15 protein-coding genes are annotated in these 15,271 nt (G+C 60.4%); 4 read left to right on the plus strand and 11 right to left on the minus strand.

The genetic code is table 11. The features are described 5' to 3' along the window. Positions 1–96: 96 nt before the first annotated feature. From ABRP66_RS00330 to ABRP66_RS00380, 11 genes are all read right to left on the minus strand, one after another. Positions 97–921 carry an alpha/beta hydrolase fold domain-containing protein gene (locus ABRP66_RS00330; RefSeq protein ID WP_349838156.1) on the minus strand — a complete coding sequence of 275 codons (825 nt, stop codon included), beginning with the start codon at positions 919–921 and terminating at the stop codon, positions 97–99. Between the two features lie 179 nt (positions 922–1,100). Next, on the minus strand, positions 1,101–1,778 hold the full coding sequence (locus ABRP66_RS00335; RefSeq protein ID WP_023030183.1) for a type 1 glutamine amidotransferase domain-containing protein: 678 nt from the start codon (positions 1,776–1,778) through the stop codon (positions 1,101–1,103). A gap of 31 nt (positions 1,779–1,809) precedes the next feature. Further along, entirely contained in the window at positions 1,810–2,730 is a 921-nt protein-coding gene (locus ABRP66_RS00340; protein WP_349838157.1) for an adenosine deaminase, read from the minus strand. A 37-nt stretch (positions 2,731–2,767) separates the two neighbouring features. Continuing rightward, positions 2,768–3,667, minus strand: coding sequence for an RDD family protein (locus ABRP66_RS00345; RefSeq protein WP_284852081.1), 900 nt, complete (start codon positions 3,665–3,667; stop codon positions 2,768–2,770). Between the two features lie 55 nt (positions 3,668–3,722). Then, a complete protein-coding gene (locus tag ABRP66_RS00350; protein WP_284781867.1) occupies positions 3,723–4,802 on the minus strand; it encodes a YhjD/YihY/BrkB family envelope integrity protein in 1,080 nt (359 codons plus the stop codon). Positions 4,803–4,896: 94 nt separating this feature from the next. Continuing rightward, entirely contained in the window at positions 4,897–5,928 is a 1,032-nt protein-coding gene (trpS, locus tag ABRP66_RS00355) for a tryptophan--tRNA ligase (RefSeq protein WP_284781868.1), read from the minus strand. Between the two features lie 11 nt (positions 5,929–5,939). Continuing rightward, the gene (locus tag ABRP66_RS00360) at positions 5,940–6,419 is read right to left on the minus strand and encodes a DinB family protein (protein ID WP_284781869.1); all 480 of its coding nucleotides are present in this window, start codon (positions 6,417–6,419) and stop codon (positions 5,940–5,942) included. A 15-nt stretch (positions 6,420–6,434) separates the two neighbouring features. Then, entirely contained in the window at positions 6,435–6,626 is a 192-nt protein-coding gene (locus ABRP66_RS00365) for a hypothetical protein (protein ID WP_284781871.1), read from the minus strand. Between the two features lie 50 nt (positions 6,627–6,676). Next, the gene (locus ABRP66_RS00370) at positions 6,677–7,624 is read right to left on the minus strand and encodes a trimeric intracellular cation channel family protein (protein WP_284781873.1); all 948 of its coding nucleotides are present in this window, start codon (positions 7,622–7,624) and stop codon (positions 6,677–6,679) included. Further along, complete coding sequence (locus ABRP66_RS00375; RefSeq protein ID WP_284784433.1) at positions 7,624–8,517, minus strand: exodeoxyribonuclease III; 894 nt, start codon at positions 8,515–8,517, stop codon at positions 7,624–7,626. The genes ABRP66_RS00370 and ABRP66_RS00375 overlap by 1 nt, the downstream gene beginning before the upstream one ends. Positions 8,518–8,552: 35 nt before the next feature. Then, the gene (locus ABRP66_RS00380) at positions 8,553–9,806 is read right to left on the minus strand and encodes an MFS transporter (RefSeq protein WP_284770121.1); all 1,254 of its coding nucleotides are present in this window, start codon (positions 9,804–9,806) and stop codon (positions 8,553–8,555) included. A gap of 191 nt (positions 9,807–9,997) precedes the next feature. Here ABRP66_RS00380 and ABRP66_RS00385 point away from each other — a divergent pair, with 191 nt between their 5' ends. From ABRP66_RS00385 to ABRP66_RS00400, 4 genes are all read left to right on the plus strand, one after another. Then, positions 9,998–12,211, plus strand: a complete 2,214-nt coding sequence (locus ABRP66_RS00385; protein WP_284770122.1) for an NADP-dependent isocitrate dehydrogenase — start codon at positions 9,998–10,000, stop codon at positions 12,209–12,211. A 14-nt stretch (positions 12,212–12,225) separates the two neighbouring features. Continuing rightward, entirely contained in the window at positions 12,226–12,903 is a 678-nt protein-coding gene (locus ABRP66_RS00390) for an 8-oxoguanine DNA glycosylase OGG fold protein (RefSeq protein WP_284770123.1), read from the plus strand. Position 12,904: 1 nt separating this feature from the next. Then, the gene (locus ABRP66_RS00395; protein WP_284849859.1) at positions 12,905–13,630 is read left to right on the plus strand and encodes a hypothetical protein; all 726 of its coding nucleotides are present in this window, start codon (positions 12,905–12,907) and stop codon (positions 13,628–13,630) included. Between the two features lie 198 nt (positions 13,631–13,828). Beyond that, positions 13,829–15,253 (plus strand): PepSY-associated TM helix domain-containing protein, encoded by a 1,425-nt coding sequence (locus ABRP66_RS00400; RefSeq protein ID WP_284781880.1) that lies wholly within the window; start codon positions 13,829–13,831, stop codon positions 15,251–15,253. The last annotated feature ends 18 nt before the right edge of the window (positions 15,254–15,271 follow it).

The raw sequence follows: 15,271 nt of genomic DNA on the forward strand, positions 1-15,271 counted from the left end.
CCGAAGACCGCCCCAGTCCAACCACTCCTCATAGTGGAGCGTGGACTGGGGCGGTTGCTGCATTTTCACCCACATCTCATTCCGAATACAGTGCGGCTAAAGGTGAGAGCCGAGGTGCTCGATAAGATCTGCCAGCATTCTGCGCGATTGGGGCGCGCGCGGGCGTACCTGATCGAAGCCGTGATAGGCACCTGCATATACATCAAGTGTGGTCTCGACTCCGGCGTCCTGCAGTGCGGTAGCAAAGGCCACGGATTCATCATGAAAAAGATCGATGTCTCCCACGCCGATCCACGTGGGCGGCATCCCCGAGTGATCCGAACGCGTCACCGGCGATGCATACGGTGGCAGCGGGGTTCGTAAATGGTCCTTGCCTAAGTACATATCCCAAGCGCCGCGATTTAAATTCGGAGGACAAATAAACTGCCCCACCGCACCCTCTTTAGCAATAGTGCGGTGATCAAGCATTGGATAGACCAATCCAAGCGCTCGAATGGAATGACCTTCATCCACCGTGCGTTGGGCGAGGCCAGCGGCCAAGCCGCCGCCGGCGCTATCACCAGCGACCGCAATGCGCGAAGTATCCGCGCCTAGCAGCTCGCCGTTTTCCTGCATCCAGCGCAAAGCGGCATAGCACTCTTCCAGATCCGCAGGAAAAGGTTCCTGCGTGGATTTGTGATAGCGCGGTGCGATGACGATGGCCCCCAGCTCCGATGCGATGAGCGAAGTTTGGGGATCATGCATCGCAGGACCACCGAGCAGGTGACCTCCGCCGTGAATCCACATCACCACGGGACGTTGCTCGGCTGACGCTCCATCTTCGGGTGGAGTAATAACGCGGGCACGGAATGGTTGGTCTTTAAAAGAACAAGATAGCTCTTCGATATCCACCGGACGCCACTTCGGGCGTGCCACGTCCATATTGGCAAATAGCCTGCTCGTTCGAGCAAATCGATCGCCCGAGAGCAGGTGCAGCGGCAGGTACAGTAATGGGCTGCGAAGCTCGGGTGCAACGCTGCGCAGATAAGGACGACGGCTCTTTATATATGCCGCCGCCCCTACTACCGCGCTACCTGCAGCGAGAGCTTTCAGCACCCGCATTAAAAGTCGCGCAGGATGCGCTGTGCCAAAGGCTCAGAGGATGCCGGGTTCTGGCCAGTGTAGAGGTTGCGGTCAACCTCAACATAAGGCTGCATCGGGTCGGTCTGCTTGAAATCAGCGCCGAGCTCGCGCAGGCGGGTCTCAACAACCCACTTGGCGGCGGCGATGGTCTCCTCGCCCTCTTCGGCGTTGGTAAAGCCGGTCATGGTGTAGCCCTTAAGCGGCCAGTTGTCATTGTCCAGCGCGAGCAATGCAGCCGGTGCGTGACAGACCAGGGATAGCGCGCGGCCGGAGTCGATGCGCGCCTGCAGCAGCTTGGCGGAGTCCTGGTCATAAGCTAAGTCCTCCATCGGGCCGTGGCCGCCGGGGTAAAAGACAAGGTCGTAATCGGCTTCCTTAACATCGGCCAGGTTCAGTGGGTCTTCCAGATCTGGACCGATTTCTGCGAGGTAGTTCTCCTGCTCGGCGCGGTCGCCCTCAGACAATACCTCGAGGCTATACTCGTCTACCACGGGTGCCTTTGCGTTCGGCGTAGCAAAGTCGATATCCCAACCAGCGTTCTTAAACACGCGGTGCGGAGCGATGAGCTCCTCGGCCCAGTAACCGGTAGGACGGGCGCTGCCATCAGCCAGCGTCCACTTATCAGCGGCGGTAACAACGAATAGTGCGGAAGGCATGTCTTCCTCCTTTATGTAGATTAAGTATCTATTACTCTTCGGAAGCGTTGTCATTCAGGTTCATTGAGAACCCGGAATCTTGGAGCGACTCCTCAGTCTCAGGGCCGGCAAGTTCCGGATCGGAGAGGTCCTCGTAGGCCGGAAGGACAACGGTCTCAAGGATACGCTGCCTTGTCTCTTCGGTGTCGAAAATATTTTCAATCGCCTTTACGGTGAGATCGAAAAACTCCTCCAAGCCGTATCCAAAGGTCTCACTCAAGGCGAGAAATTGGCTGCTCAGCGTGGAATCGCCGGAAGAAACGGAACAGGTAAAGCCAAGCTGCTGCAACAGCGGCAGCGGATGATCCGTCAGTTCCTCAACGTCGTCCACGGGCGAAAATACCAATGGAATGTGTCGGTCGCGGATCCATCCGGAGGCCTTGCCCGGGCGGATTCCATCGACATCGGCGGTGAAATCATCGATCATATTCACCGGGCGCAGCAAGCGGTTGACGCCGGCCTGCGCCGCGCTTTCGGTATCGGCGAAATCCTCGCCCACCGCGGTCTGGGTAGGCAGGTACTTCGCGCGGAATTCCGCCGCTGCGGCAGCGCTACCTTCCGGCAGGGTGTAGCCCGCAACGCCCGCAGTGTCCTCGGCATTAGCCGCCGGCTCTGCTGCCTCGAGGACAAACCGAACCTCAAGGTCGCCGAAGCGTTCTGCGGCCACCTCGCGTACGACCGCTGACGTATCGAAAGAATAAGCCGCGGGGTTGAGCTGCAGCTCGGCGTAGACCACGTGGTCATCGGCAAGCTGGGCACACTGCTCGCGAATATCCGCGTTCAATTCTTCTGCGGTGCTGGCCTGCGAGCGGACCGGCTCCCACAGGGATACCTTAGGAAGTTGTTCCACCACGCTCTCGGCGGAATCCTTATTTTCGGGGCTAATTAATGGTGCATCGTGCATGCGCACCATCGTAGGTATCTGCCCGAAGTTGCGCCATGCCCGCGTTCTACTTGCGCGGTTTCCTCTTTACCACTTCTGCGTTTGCGAGATCGTCGTGCGAGCCGCGCAGGTTGTTTTCCTCATTAATGGTGGTCGCGTGCACCACCGCGCCCACCAAGCCCACCAATTGCCCGATACCAGGAATCAGGTTAATTAGGCGCCACCACTGGCGCTTGGCGGACTGGCTGAGGCTGAGCTTTTCCTTCGTATCCACATCCCGCACGGTATAGCCGGCAAGAATCTTTGCCGGGCTAGCTCCCAACCAAACTTCGCTGCCCAGAACGTAGACCACCATGACGATGCAGAAAACGACAAAGGACAGGGCGTCTACATCCACGAGCTCGTCAACACCCGCGCCAAACGCACTGCTGATGCTACCGGCCAAGAAGAAATCCAAGATGCCCATGCCAATGCGCGTGCTTTGCGAAGGCCGTTCCTGTGCCTGTTGTTGGAAGGGCACCGGCGGGGCAGCGAACGACGGCGACATCTGCTGCTGCTGCGATGATGCGTGCTGACCAAATGGGTTTTGCGCGTACGGGGAGCTATATGGGCTGGGCTGGGCAAAACCCGGCGCCTGCTCCGGACCACCCTGCGGTTGATCGTGGAAGCTTTTCTGCGAGCGCGGTGCCGGAGACCACTGCCCCACCGAACTCAGCGTGCCGAGATCGCCCCACGTCGGGCGAAGGCCGGTGCGCAATGCTTCATCATATTCGGCCCTCTTTTTCGCCGAGCCCAAGATGCTGGCCGCTATGCGTAGCTGTACGCGCCGCGGCTCATCGGAGTTATATCCTTGCTGCCCGAGCTTGATATCTTTTGCTTCCAATAAAACGGAAAGCTCATCCTCGCCACCACTGCGGTCGAGGTCCCACTTTTCGTAGAAGTCTGGGGCAATATCATCGGCGTTCATAGTGTCCTATCTTAAAGGTAAAGAGCGCGGCAATCCTCACCCGTAGGGAGGATTTTTATTTCCGGCGGAAAAGCTTCGCCACACCCACGGCCGCAGCGCCCAGCGCCGCGCCCACGCCGAAGACCGCACCTGCTGGTGCGCCCTCGCGCACCTCATTGCGCACGCGAATAACGGCGGGTTCTGGAACCGGCGGGTGCGCGTACTTCAGGGATTCTGCGGTCGTCGCGGTCCATGCGGAGATATACAGCACCACGCGCCACACCAGGTACATGACAATCATCAGGACGATGACCGGGCCAAAAACCGCGCCGGCAGGGCTGCCGGTGGCAGAGGACATAATCACCGTGGACAGCTGCTTAATGGCCTCGAATGCCACCGCACCAATGGCGGCGCCGATAAAGCCGGACTTCTTAGGCACCTTCGTGCGCGGCAGGATCATAATCAGCCACCACATGACGATGAAGTTGGCGATAAGCCCCAGCAGCAGGCCACTAAAGAAGAACACGTAGCCCATGCCAGGGAAGGAATCGATGCCTAAGAGGTCAAATACCTTCTGCGTAAGCCCAGAGGAACCCGCCGCGGTCACGCTGAAGGCCACGACGAAGGCGACGATCAGGCCGATAAGGCCCAGAAGATCCGAGAACTTCTTCTTCAGGAAGGAGCCGCCGTCGTTGGCATCGATGCCCCACATGGCAGAAATGCCGATGCGCAGGTGGTTCATCCACCCCAGTCCGGACCACAGGGTGGTCAAACCACCAATACCGAACATGGCACCGCGCTGGTCGATGGCCGTATCCAAGATCTCATTGACCGATTCGCTGAGATTCCCGTCAATGGAGTCCGTGATATAGGACTGGAGATCATTGAGCAGGTCTTCGCGGTTAGCAAGGACAGCGGCGATGGTGGCCACCAGCAGCATCGCCAACGGGAAGATGGACAGCACCGAGTAATAGGTAATGCCAGCAGAAAACTGGTTGCCACCCTCTGCGGCATAGCGCTCCTGCATGCGCATGAGATGGTCAACAAAGGGCGACTTGCGCCGGACTTTATCTATCGCTCCCGGGTCATCGGCGTTCGCGCGCTCGATGCCGTAGTGGTCCGTCTTCTTAGAGGAGGATTGCGTGGTGGTGGACACGTGCTTCCCTTCTTGTTCGCACAGCGTTTATCCCGTATAGCGTAGCTGGCAAACACCCACTTGTCCCTTGGTGGGGTGGGTTAAGGGGTATCTACTACCTGCGCGGGCGGGGAAGGAAACCGACTTTTTCATAGACGGCATCGACAAGCGGCTGCGCTACTTCCTGTGCGGTCTGGGCGCCGCGCTCCAGGATGCGCTCCAGCTCGCCGCGATCCGCCATGAGCTCGTCATAGCGCTGCTTGAGCGGGGTGGTAAAGGCCTCGAGCGCCTCCGCGGTATCCACCTTCAGGTGCCCGTAGCCCTGGCCGGCGTACTTTTCCACCAAGGAGTCGATGGACTCGCCGGTCAGTGCGGACTGGATGACCAGCAAGTTCGATACGCCCGGCTGGTTTTCCCGGTCGAAGGCGACGGTGCCCAGGTCATCGGTGACGGCGGACTTGATGCGCTTGGCAGAGGTCTTCGGGGCGTCAAGCAGGTTGATCAAGCCCTTGGGGTTGGGGCCAGACTTAGACATCTTGGACGTCGGGTCCTGCAGGTCATAGATCTTCGCCGCGCCCTCTGGAATGAACGGCTCCGGCACGTGGAAGGTCTCGCCGTATTTATTGTTGAAGCGCTCGGCCAGATTGCGGGTGAGCTCCATGTGCTGGCGCTGATCCTCGCCCACCGGCACGTAATCCGGCGAGTACAGCAGGATATCGGCCGCCATCAGGATGGGGTAGGTAAAAAGGCCCACCGAGGTGCGATCGGCGCCGCGCTTGGCGGATTTATCCTTGAATTGCGTCATGCGGGAGGCCTCGCCGAAGCCGGTCAGGCACTGGAATACCCAGGTCAGCTCCGCATGGGCGGGCACGTGGGACTGGACGAAGAGGGTGGACTTCTCCGGGTCAATGCCCAGCGCGATGAGCTGTGCCGCACCCGCCATGGTGCGGTTGCGCAGCTCCTCCGGATTTTGCTCCACGGTAATCGCGTGCAGATCCGGGATGAAGTAAAAGGCATCGTAGCCTTCCTGCAGGTCAATCCACTGTTTCAGCGCTCCCAAGTAATTTCCCAAGTGATAGGAATCAGCGGTGGGCTGGATGCCGGAAAGTACGCGGGATGCGGAATTAGATGCAGTGGAATCAGTCATGTCAGGTAATGTTACTCCGTCATTTTTGCTTGCTGATTGGCCGCCCCAAGATGTTGCGCGGCGTCATCAAAAATCGAGACCAGCCGGACGCCGCGGGTAACGTGCGGCGTCCACGAGGTATCAATCACGTCATCGAGGTTGCCATCCTCCAGCGAGGTCACATACGCCTTGACCTGCTCCAATGCTTCCTGGGTATAGCTGCGGAGCTTGCCGATGTCCTGCGTGGTCACCGCACGCGCTTCCTCCGCCGATTGGCCATAGCCCATGGCATCCGGCAGGTCGAGGTCGTAGCGCTGCCACAACTCTTCTTCCCCAGTCAGTTGCGCAAGCTGCAGGTCTGCCATGCGGCCGGTGTGCCACAGCAGCCACGTGATCGAATTCGGATGATCACCAAAGTGCGCATTGGCGGTCTCGTTGCTGAGCTCCGGCAATGCAGCGAGCGCATCGAGCGGGCGTTGCGCCATGTCCGTGAGGAGATCGATAGCCTTCATCCTTGGACCGGCCCCTTAGACCTTGCGGGAGGTAGGGCTGACGATATCCATGAAGATGGCGAAGCCGGCCACCATAAAGGCACCGCCGACGCCCATGAGGACGATGGGGCCGAGGAAGGCGAAGGACGGTCCGACAGCAGTCCACCACCAGATGCTCAGGGCGAGGATTACGGCGCCAAGGACAAAAGGAATAATTGCGCGAGCCATGAACTTTCTCCGTTGCAGATTTCGAAATTTTTAACGTGTTAATACTAGCACTACTGCTTGTGCTTGGGGGTCCTTTGCCTGCCCACATCCTCCTTGTTGAAGGTCCATTGCTGCTGTACATCCACTCCCCTCGCTCCCGGCGAGTGCTTGCCGCTGGGGCGGGTAATGGATGGGTGGGCAGGCGGCCGCGCGATCCGGTTGCTATTTAGATCCTCGAGGCTGAGCGGCGAGGCAAAATCGCTTGCGGTGCGCCTGCTGCGGCCCAGCGGCCGGGTAATCGGGCTGGCGTAGCGGGTGGCCGCGCCCGCCTTCCGCTTGGCCCGGCGGGCACCATCGCGTACGATGCGCGCCGATAGCCGCAGGCGCGGATCCATCTGTTGCTCGCCGTCGCGGTACTCGAAGACGGGCAGGCCCTTCTTAAAGTAGATAGCCGCAAGGCGCGCGCTAAAGCAGACTAGGGCGGTGATGATCGCCGTGGGTTCCTCGGATAGCCCGGCGCGCAGGAGGATCATGTACAACCCGGCCGCCAGAATCGAGATGGCCGCATAAAACTCTCCGGAGAATACCAGCGGAATGCGGTCTGAGAGCAGATCGCGCAGCACGCCGCCGAAGACGCCGGAGATAACCGCTGATACAGAGGCGATGATGAAGCCATAGCCCAAGTGCGCGGCAATCTGGGTGCCCAGCACGGAAAAGACCGCCAGCCCCAAGGCATCGAGAATGAGGAAGAGGTGGCGGAAATAGTGCATGAGGAAGGACATGCCCACCGTGACGATGGCGGCAGCGATGACGATGACCAGATAGATGGGGTGTTCTACCCAGGTCAGAGGCGGATCCGCCAGCACGATATCGCGGACGGTGCCACCGCCTAGTGCGGTAATGGCGGCGATCATCGTCACGCCGAAAAGGTCGAGTTTTTGCCGGCCGGCCGATAGCGCAGCCGTCATGGACTCGGCGGTAATGCCGATGACGTACAGGACGCTAAATAGCGGCGACATCAGACGTATTCCACCAGCAGTGGCGAGTGATCGGACCAGCGCTGCTCTACGGTCGGGGCCTTATCCACCCAGGTGCGCTGCGCGCGATCGAGCAGCGGCTGAGTTGCGGCTTGGTAGTCGATGCGCCAGCCTGCATCGTTATTGAAGGCTTGGCCGCGATAGGTCCACCAAGTATAGGGGCCGTCGGCCTCTGGGTGGAGCCGGCGCGCCACGTCGAACCACTGCGGCGCGGTGGCCGGCTCCCACGGGGTGGTGCCCGCGTAGTCCACGACGCCGAGCCACTCGCCCAGGTTCTTTTTCTCCTGCGGCGCCTCATCCGGAAAGCTGCCGAAGATATGGTCCATAAAGGCGCGCTCTTCTGGCAGGTGGCCGGCCTTCTTCTCGTTGGCCTTATTATTCTTCAAATCCTGGGCACGGTGGCAGATATTCCAGTCACCGCCGATGACCATGTCCTTATCGGCGTTTTCTGCCAGCACGGAATCGAATTCATCCAAGAAGCGGTACTTTTCATCCAGCTTCGGCGAATCGGTATCGCCGGAAGGCAGATACAGCGAGGCCACGCGGATATCGCGGGTGGTAGCGGCAATCCAGCGGCCGGCATCGGTAAAGGAGCCGAAGCCGATTTCGACATCGGCAAGCGGCGTGCGAGAGAGGATGCCTACTCCGGCGCGGCCCTTGGCGGCGGCATCGGCAAGCTCCAAGTGCCAGCCTGCTTCCAGGGCGGGTGCCAGGGCCTTTCTGGCTTGATCCGGGGTGGCGCGTACCTCTTGCATCAGCACGATATCGGCCGGGGTTTGTTCCAACCAGGCATTCATGCCGGGGTTGTTTTCGTTGCGCTGCTTGCACGCGGCGCGGATTCCATTGACGTTGACGCTAGCGATGGTAAGGCTCATGGTGCTCCAGAATATAGGCGTGTGCGGTGGTACTTCTAGCTGCGGCCTGCAAGGCGTTTTTTATCCCACATTGTTATCGCCCACACAACGCAACCCGCGGCCGCCAAACCGGCGCCCGCCAGCGCCGGGGCGGAATAGCCCAGACCCGCGCCGACGACAATGCCGCCGATGGTCGCACCGGCTGCATTCGCGATATTGAGCGCGGACTGGTTGAGCGCGGCGGATAAGGTCTGGGCATCGCCTGCCACGTGGACCAAACGCAGCTGCAGCGACGGCACCAACGTGGAACCCATAAACGCCACCATGCCAAAGCAAATGGTGGCCGGGATGGCGTGGCCGGAAAGGAAATAGAAGGCCGTAAGAATGATGATCAGGCTGGCCAGGGCGAAAATGATCCCGAATTCGAGATTGCGGTCCGCCAACCAACCGCCGAAGGCATTGCCTATCGTCATGCCAATGCCGTAGGCCATGAGCACGACCCAAATCAGGCTATCGCTCAGGCCAGCGACCTCGGTCATGGTCCAGGAAATATACGTGTAGACGGAGAACATGCCGCCGAAACCCACCACGCCCATGATGACGGTGAGCCACACCTGGCTGTTTTTAAAGGCATCGAACTCGGTGCGGATATCGGTCTGTTTCATCTCCGTCATGTGCGGCATGAGGAAGAACAGGGCCACGGCGGTAATAAGACCGATGACCACAACCACTAGGTATGCCGCGTGCCACCCCAGCGCGGAACCCAGGGCCTGTGCCGCGGGCACGCCGATAACCGTGGCGATGGCAAGCCCCATGCCCACAAAAGCCATGGCCTTGCCGCGCCCGCCGGGAGGGGCCATCGACGCCGCGGACAGGTTAGCCACGGAGAAGTACGCTCCGTGGGGCATGCCGGCGATGAATCGAGCCACCATGAGCACCCAGTAATTCGGCGCGAGGACCGAGAGCAGGTTGCCCACCACCAAAAAGCCGATGAGCAAGAGGATGAGGCGGCGGCGCGGGAGCTTGCCGGTAAAGGCCGCAATCAGGGGCGCACCGACCACTACACCGAGTGCGTAGGTGGTAATCAGCGTGGAGGCGGTATCCTCAGAAACCCCGAAATCCTCCGCGATCAGCGGTAGCAGGCCCATCGAGACGAACTCGGTAGTACCGATAGCAAACGCACCAAGGGCCATCGCCACCATGACGATGGTGCGGCGCGCAGTAGAAATCTCCGTCTGGCGGGGCAAAGGCCGACGGTGAATGCGGTGTTCATGGGCGCTGCGCGGGCTTAACTGATCGATAATTTTCACGAGGGGCGACGATACACCCCACCTGCGGATAAAGCATGTTCAGGGCGTGGACAGGTGAAGAGATTTACCCAGCGCATGGCCCCGTGACCGATGCCACCCAGCCCCGGAATGTACCGAGCGCTCCACATGGAGCGGACAAAATCGGTAATCTGGTCACCTGAAGAAATTTTCCCACATTTAATAGGAGAATCATGGCTAAGATTACGTGGACCCGTACCGATGAGGCGCCGCTTCTGGCGACCTACTCCCTCAAGCCCATCGTGGAGGCCTTCGCTTCCACCGCGGGCATTGACGTAGAAACCCGCGATATTTCCCTGGCTGCCCGCATCGCCGCGCAGTTCCCAGAGCGCCTCACCGAGGACCAGAAGGTGGAAGACGCCCTGGCTGAGCTGGGCAAGATGGCCAAGACCCCAGAGGCTAATATCATCAAGCTGCCGAATATTTCGGCTTCCCTGGTGCAGCTGAAGAAGGCCATCGCTGAGCTGCAGGCCGCCGGCTACGACCTGCCTGATTACCCGGATAACCCGTCCACCGACGAGGAAAAGGACATCGCGGCCCGCTACGATTCCGTCAAGGGCTCCGCTGTTAACCCCGTCCTGCGTGAGGGTAACTCCGACCGCCGCGCGCCGGAGGCCGTAAAGAACTTTGTTAAGAAGCACCCGCACCGCATGGGCGAGTGGTCCAAGGATTCCAAGACCAACGTCGCCACCATGGACGATAACGACTTCCGTCACAACGAGAAGTCCGTCATCATCCCCGAGGAAGATACCCTGTCCATCGTGCTGAAGACCGCTGACGGCGAGCAGACCCTGCTGCCGGAGCTGCCGGTTCTTAAGGACGAGGTCATCGACGGCACCTTCATGTCCGCCAAGGCCCTCGATGAGTTCCTGCTGCAGCAGGTCAAGCGCGCCAAGGAAGAGGGCGTGCTCTTCTCCACCCACCTGAAGGCCACCATGATGAAGGTCTCTGACCCCATCCTCTTCGGCCACGTCGTGCGCACCTACTTCGCCGATGTCTTTGATAAGTACGGCGACGAGCTCATCTCCGCCGGCCTCAACGGCGAAAACGGCTTGGGCTCCATCCTGGAAGGCTTGGACAAGCTCGACAATGGCGAGGAAATCAAGGCAGCCTTCGAATCCGCGCTTGCCGATGGCCCCGATCTCGCCATGGTCAACTCCCACAAGGGCATCACCAACCTGCACGTGCCTTCCGATGTCATCATTGACGCCTCCATGCCGGCCATGATCCGCACCTCCGGCCACATGTGGAACAAGAACGACGAGGAGCAAGACACCCTCGCCGTTATCCCGGACTCCTCCTACGCCGGCGTGTACCAGGCCGTCATCGAAGACTGCAAGGAAAACGGCGCCTTTGACCCCACCACCATGGGTACCGTGCCAAACGTCGGCCTGATGGCTAAGAAGGCCGAGGAGTACGGCTCCCACAACAAGACCTTCAAGGTGCCCGCAGCCGGCACCGTTGAGGTCCGCAACTCCAAGGGCGAGGTGCTCATCGAGCACGACGTCGAGGCCGGCGATATCTGGCGCGCCTGCCAGACCAAGGACGAGCCGATCCAGGACTGGGTTAAGCTCGCCGTCAACCGCGCGCGCCTGTCCGGTATGAAGACCATCTTCTGGCTCGACCCGGAGCGCGGCCACGACCGCAATATCCAGTCCCTGGTGGAAAAGTACCTCAAGGACCACGACACCGAGGGCTTGGACATCGAGATCCAGGATCCGGTCACCGCTACCAAGACCTCCATCGAGCGCATCCGCCGCGGCGAGGACACCATCTCCGTGACCGGTAACGTGCTGCGTGACTACAACACGGACCTCTTCCCTATCCTCGAGCTGGGTACCTCCGCAAAGATGCTGTCCGTGGTTCCGCTGATGGCAGGCGGCGGCCTCTTCGAGACCGGTGCCGGCGGCTCCGCCCCGAAGCACGTCCAGCAGGTACAGGAAGAAAACCACCTGCGCTGGGACTCCCTCGGTGAGTTCTTGGCGCTGGCCGAGTCCTTCCGCCACGAGAACCAGACCAACGGCAACGAAAAGGCCGGCGTGCTGGCCACCACCCTGGACAAGGCCACCGAGCGCCTGCTGAACGAGGGCAAGTCCCCATCCCGCAAGGCGGGCGAGAACGACAACCGCGGTTCCCACTTCTTCCTGGCTACCTTCTGGGCCGAGGAGCTGGCTAACCAGACCGAGGATGCCGATCTCGCGGCCGCCTTCAAGGACGTTGCCTCCGAGCTTTCCGGCAAGGCCGATGAGATTTCCCAGGCTCTTATCGATGCCCAGGGTGATCCCGCCGACCTCGGCGGCTACTACTGGCCCAACGACGAGAAGACCTCCTCTGTCATGCGGCCTGTCGCACAGTTCAACGAGATCATCGATGGCCTGAAGAAGTAGTTCTTTCTACCATCATGTTTCCGACCGCCGCGCGTATCCTCTCCGTAGTGGAGCGCGCGGCGTCGTCGTTTTCCTACGCCGACGTCCTCAGCCACCAGGTCACCATTGACGCCGCTGCGTGGCGCGAGGGGTGGTCTCAGCACCCGCATCTCGGGCCTCTGCCGACGGTGTTCAACACTGACTCGCCCCGCGGCACACTCACCCGCGGCCAGGTGTTTGCTGCGGCCGGCAACCTCGATTCATCTGCGGATATACTCGCCTTCTTCGCTACCCTGGCCGCTTGGGGAACGGGCACCAACGGGCTGATGCGCTACCGCGCTATGACTCCGCTGACCATCCCCTCCAACACCAACAAGCTCCTCGATGCTGTCGCCGGAATGCCCTCCGACCCCGTGGCCGCGTACCGGTATTTCAATAACAGCGACTCAGGCCGCGGAAGACGCGTCCCCGGACTGGGGCCCGCGTATTTCACTAAACTGCTGTACTTCACCCATCCACCACAGCCAGGCGAGGTTACCCCACTAATCCTGGATCGCTTCGTCGCGAACGCTATGGGCTGGACCATCCACAGCGGGTGGCGCACTACGGAGTACGAGCTCTACCTGGCCACTGTGCACTCTGTGCTCGAGCAGTGGCGCCCCGATCTGCCCTCCGATGCCATCGAGTATCTCCTCTTCACCACGCGGAGCTGACATGTACCCGTTTCCTGAGATGCGGGAGTTCTTTCCTCCGCTGACTCCCGGCAGCGTCTTCATCGTGAGTTCTGCGGACCCCCATCTCGCGCATGCAATGATTCGCCAAATCGGGCATTCAGTTCAATTATGGCCGGAGCTTCCCTTCGTGCCCCTGCGCCGCGAGAGTCAATCATGGGATAACTACTTCGCGGCAGCTCGCCGCACGGCCCTGCGGCTTGACACCGTCGTTTTCCTCCCCGTTTCCCCTGAGTGCCCTGACAGGCCAGAGTGCCCGAGGGCCGTCGTCAAGCATGGCGACGCCGGTCTCATCGACCTCACATTGCTGTGGAACGGTCACCAACACTCTGCACCCGCCTCCTACCGCCTGAGCAATGTGACAGGAGCTCTCATTCCCGCCCACGACACGGAGATAGCCTTTCCCAACCTGTTCGACGAACTCTTCCTCATCGAACCCTGCAGCGTCGTAGAGGAAGCCGAGCCGCGCCTGCTCGACCTGTTGGAATCACAGCCCGATGTCCTCCGAGAGAAACTCCAGCTCGGCGAGGGCGACATCACCCTAGCACGCATCGAGTGTACGAATATTGAAAGCAGCGAGCACCACGTTATGTCCTCGCTCACGCTGCTTCTCGATATCTCCGGTATCCCCACCGACCGCACCATCACCGCCACCGGTACTCCCGATGGCCAAGGCGGTTTCACTAGTTTCCACCTCGAGCTCTCATAATGAAAGCCATTGCTCACCCCCGTTCATCGATGACCTGAAGAAGTAAAAGCTTCTTCACTGTCTAGTTTTCACATCCCTTTCACACGACTGAAAAAATTTTCGCTCTCCGGGAACCAGGGTTGCCTAAGTTCCGACTATTAGTGCAGTTGATATCAGCGTCCATGCAACTGACCACTAAGCACGAAAGAGAACTACTTTATGAGTCGGACGGCTCTGCGTTCCTTCATCCAACGCATACACTTCTACGGCGGAATGTTCGTCGGCCCCTTCATCCTTATCGCGGCATTGACCGGCTGCCTCTATGCACTGGCGCCGACCCTGGAAAAGTTTGCTTACCGCGACGTCATGACCGTCGAGGAAGTTAATAACCCGGTAAGCCTGGAGGACCAAATCAGCGCCGCCCAAAAGGAACACCCGGATATGCCGGTCTCCCAGGTATGGCCGGCGGAATCGGCGACGGACTCTACGCGCGTGCTGGTGGCGGATCCGGGCATCGACGAGAGCCTGCAGCGCACCGTCTTTATTAATCCGGCCGATGGCGAGGTCATCGGTGACTACCTCACTTATTCTGGCCTGGGTGAAATGCCGCTGCGCCGCTGGATCTCCTCGCTGCATGAAAGCTTCCACCTGGGCCAGCCGGGCGAGCTCTATTCCGAGCTAGCCGCCTCCTGGCTGTGGGTCCTGGCCTGCGGCGGGCTCTACATGTGGTGGATTCGCCGCCGGCCCAAGAAGGCGGCCGCGCCGCTAAAGAACCAGCCGCAGCGCTCCAAGCGCTGGAAGGCCACCCGCCTGCACTCCACGATGGGCGCATGGATTTTCATCGGGCTCATTGGCTTGTCAGCTACCGGCATCACCTGGTCCCAACTGGCCGGCGGGAACGTCAATTCCGTGGTGGAGAAAATGAACTGGAAGGCTACGCCGGTAGAAACCGCGCTCACCACCGATTCCTCCGCCGATGCCACACACGATGCCCACGCCGGGCACGAAGGCCACGGTGCCCACGGCGCTCACGGTGGGGATGCGGAAGCTGCGGGCGAGGCTCCGGAGCCGGAGGTCATCGCCGAGCAGGCAGAGCGCGTCTACGCCACCGGCCGCGCGGAAGGCCTAACCGGCCCGCTGCGCTTGTACGCCCCGGAGGACACCGACTCGGGGTGGAAGGTGAGCGAGCGCTGGGTCGAGTGGCGCTACACCTCTGATGAGGTATCCGTCGACGGTTCCACCGGCGAGGTCATCGACCGCCTGCCCTTCTCCGAGCTGCCGCTATTTAGCAAGCTCAGCAGCTGGGGCATCTACCTGCACATGGGCATCATGTTTGGCCTGCCGCTGCAGATCGCCCTTTTTACCCTTGGCCTCGCCATCGCCGCCATGGTTGTTCTGGGCTACTACATGTGGTGGAAGCGCCGGCCGCAATTTGCACCTGGCTCCAAGCGGCACTTCTCCTGGGCCACCACCGGCCTGGGCGCTCTCTTTGCCGCAACTGTCGGTGTATTTATGCCGCTTTTGGGCATTACCCTTGCCGCATTCCTCGTACTAGATATCATCTTGATGAATACCGGAAAGCGAAAGGCCACGCCGCCGCAGAAGGAGCAGGATGAAGACGCGGAGCTAGTAACGGTGAGCTAGCCTTCTTAATGAAAGCCA

This window comes from Corynebacterium sp. KPL2680 (genome assembly GCF_040225675.1).
GTDB classification, from domain to species: Bacteria; Actinomycetota; Actinomycetes; order Mycobacteriales; family Mycobacteriaceae; genus Corynebacterium; species Corynebacterium rhinophilum.

Excerpts from the sequence above, each read along its gene's own strand:
- ABRP66_RS00330 (WP_349838156.1), bottom strand. The coding sequence starts at position 921 with ATGGACGTGGCACGCCCGAAGTGGCGTCCGGTGGATATCGAAGAGCTA.
- ABRP66_RS00335 (WP_023030183.1), bottom strand. The coding sequence starts at position 1,778 with ATGCCTTCCGCACTATTCGTTGTTACCGCCGCTGATAAGTGGACGCTG.
- ABRP66_RS00340 (WP_349838157.1), bottom strand. The coding sequence starts at position 2,730 with ATGGTGCGCATGCACGATGCACCATTAATTAGCCCCGAAAATAAGGAT.
- ABRP66_RS00345 (WP_284852081.1), bottom strand. The coding sequence starts at position 3,667 with ATGAACGCCGATGATATTGCCCCAGACTTCTACGAAAAGTGGGACCTC.
- trpS (WP_284781868.1), bottom strand. The coding sequence starts at position 5,928 with ATGACTGATTCCACTGCATCTAATTCCGCATCCCGCGTACTTTCCGGC.
- ABRP66_RS00360 (WP_284781869.1), bottom strand. The coding sequence starts at position 6,419 with ATGAAGGCTATCGATCTCCTCACGGACATGGCGCAACGCCCGCTCGAT.
- ABRP66_RS00365 (WP_284781871.1), bottom strand. The coding sequence starts at position 6,626 with ATGGCTCGCGCAATTATTCCTTTTGTCCTTGGCGCCGTAATCCTCGCC.
- ABRP66_RS00370 (WP_284781873.1), bottom strand. The coding sequence starts at position 7,624 with ATGTCGCCGCTATTTAGCGTCCTGTACGTCATCGGCATTACCGCCGAG.
- ABRP66_RS00375 (WP_284784433.1), bottom strand. The coding sequence starts at position 8,517 with ATGAGCCTTACCATCGCTAGCGTCAACGTCAATGGAATCCGCGCCGCG.
- ABRP66_RS00385 (WP_284770122.1), top strand. The coding sequence starts at position 9,998 with ATGGCTAAGATTACGTGGACCCGTACCGATGAGGCGCCGCTTCTGGCG.
- ABRP66_RS00390 (WP_284770123.1), top strand. The coding sequence starts at position 12,226 with ATGTTTCCGACCGCCGCGCGTATCCTCTCCGTAGTGGAGCGCGCGGCG.
- ABRP66_RS00395 (WP_284849859.1), top strand. The coding sequence starts at position 12,905 with ATGTACCCGTTTCCTGAGATGCGGGAGTTCTTTCCTCCGCTGACTCCC.
- ABRP66_RS00400 (WP_284781880.1), top strand. The coding sequence starts at position 13,829 with ATGAGTCGGACGGCTCTGCGTTCCTTCATCCAACGCATACACTTCTAC.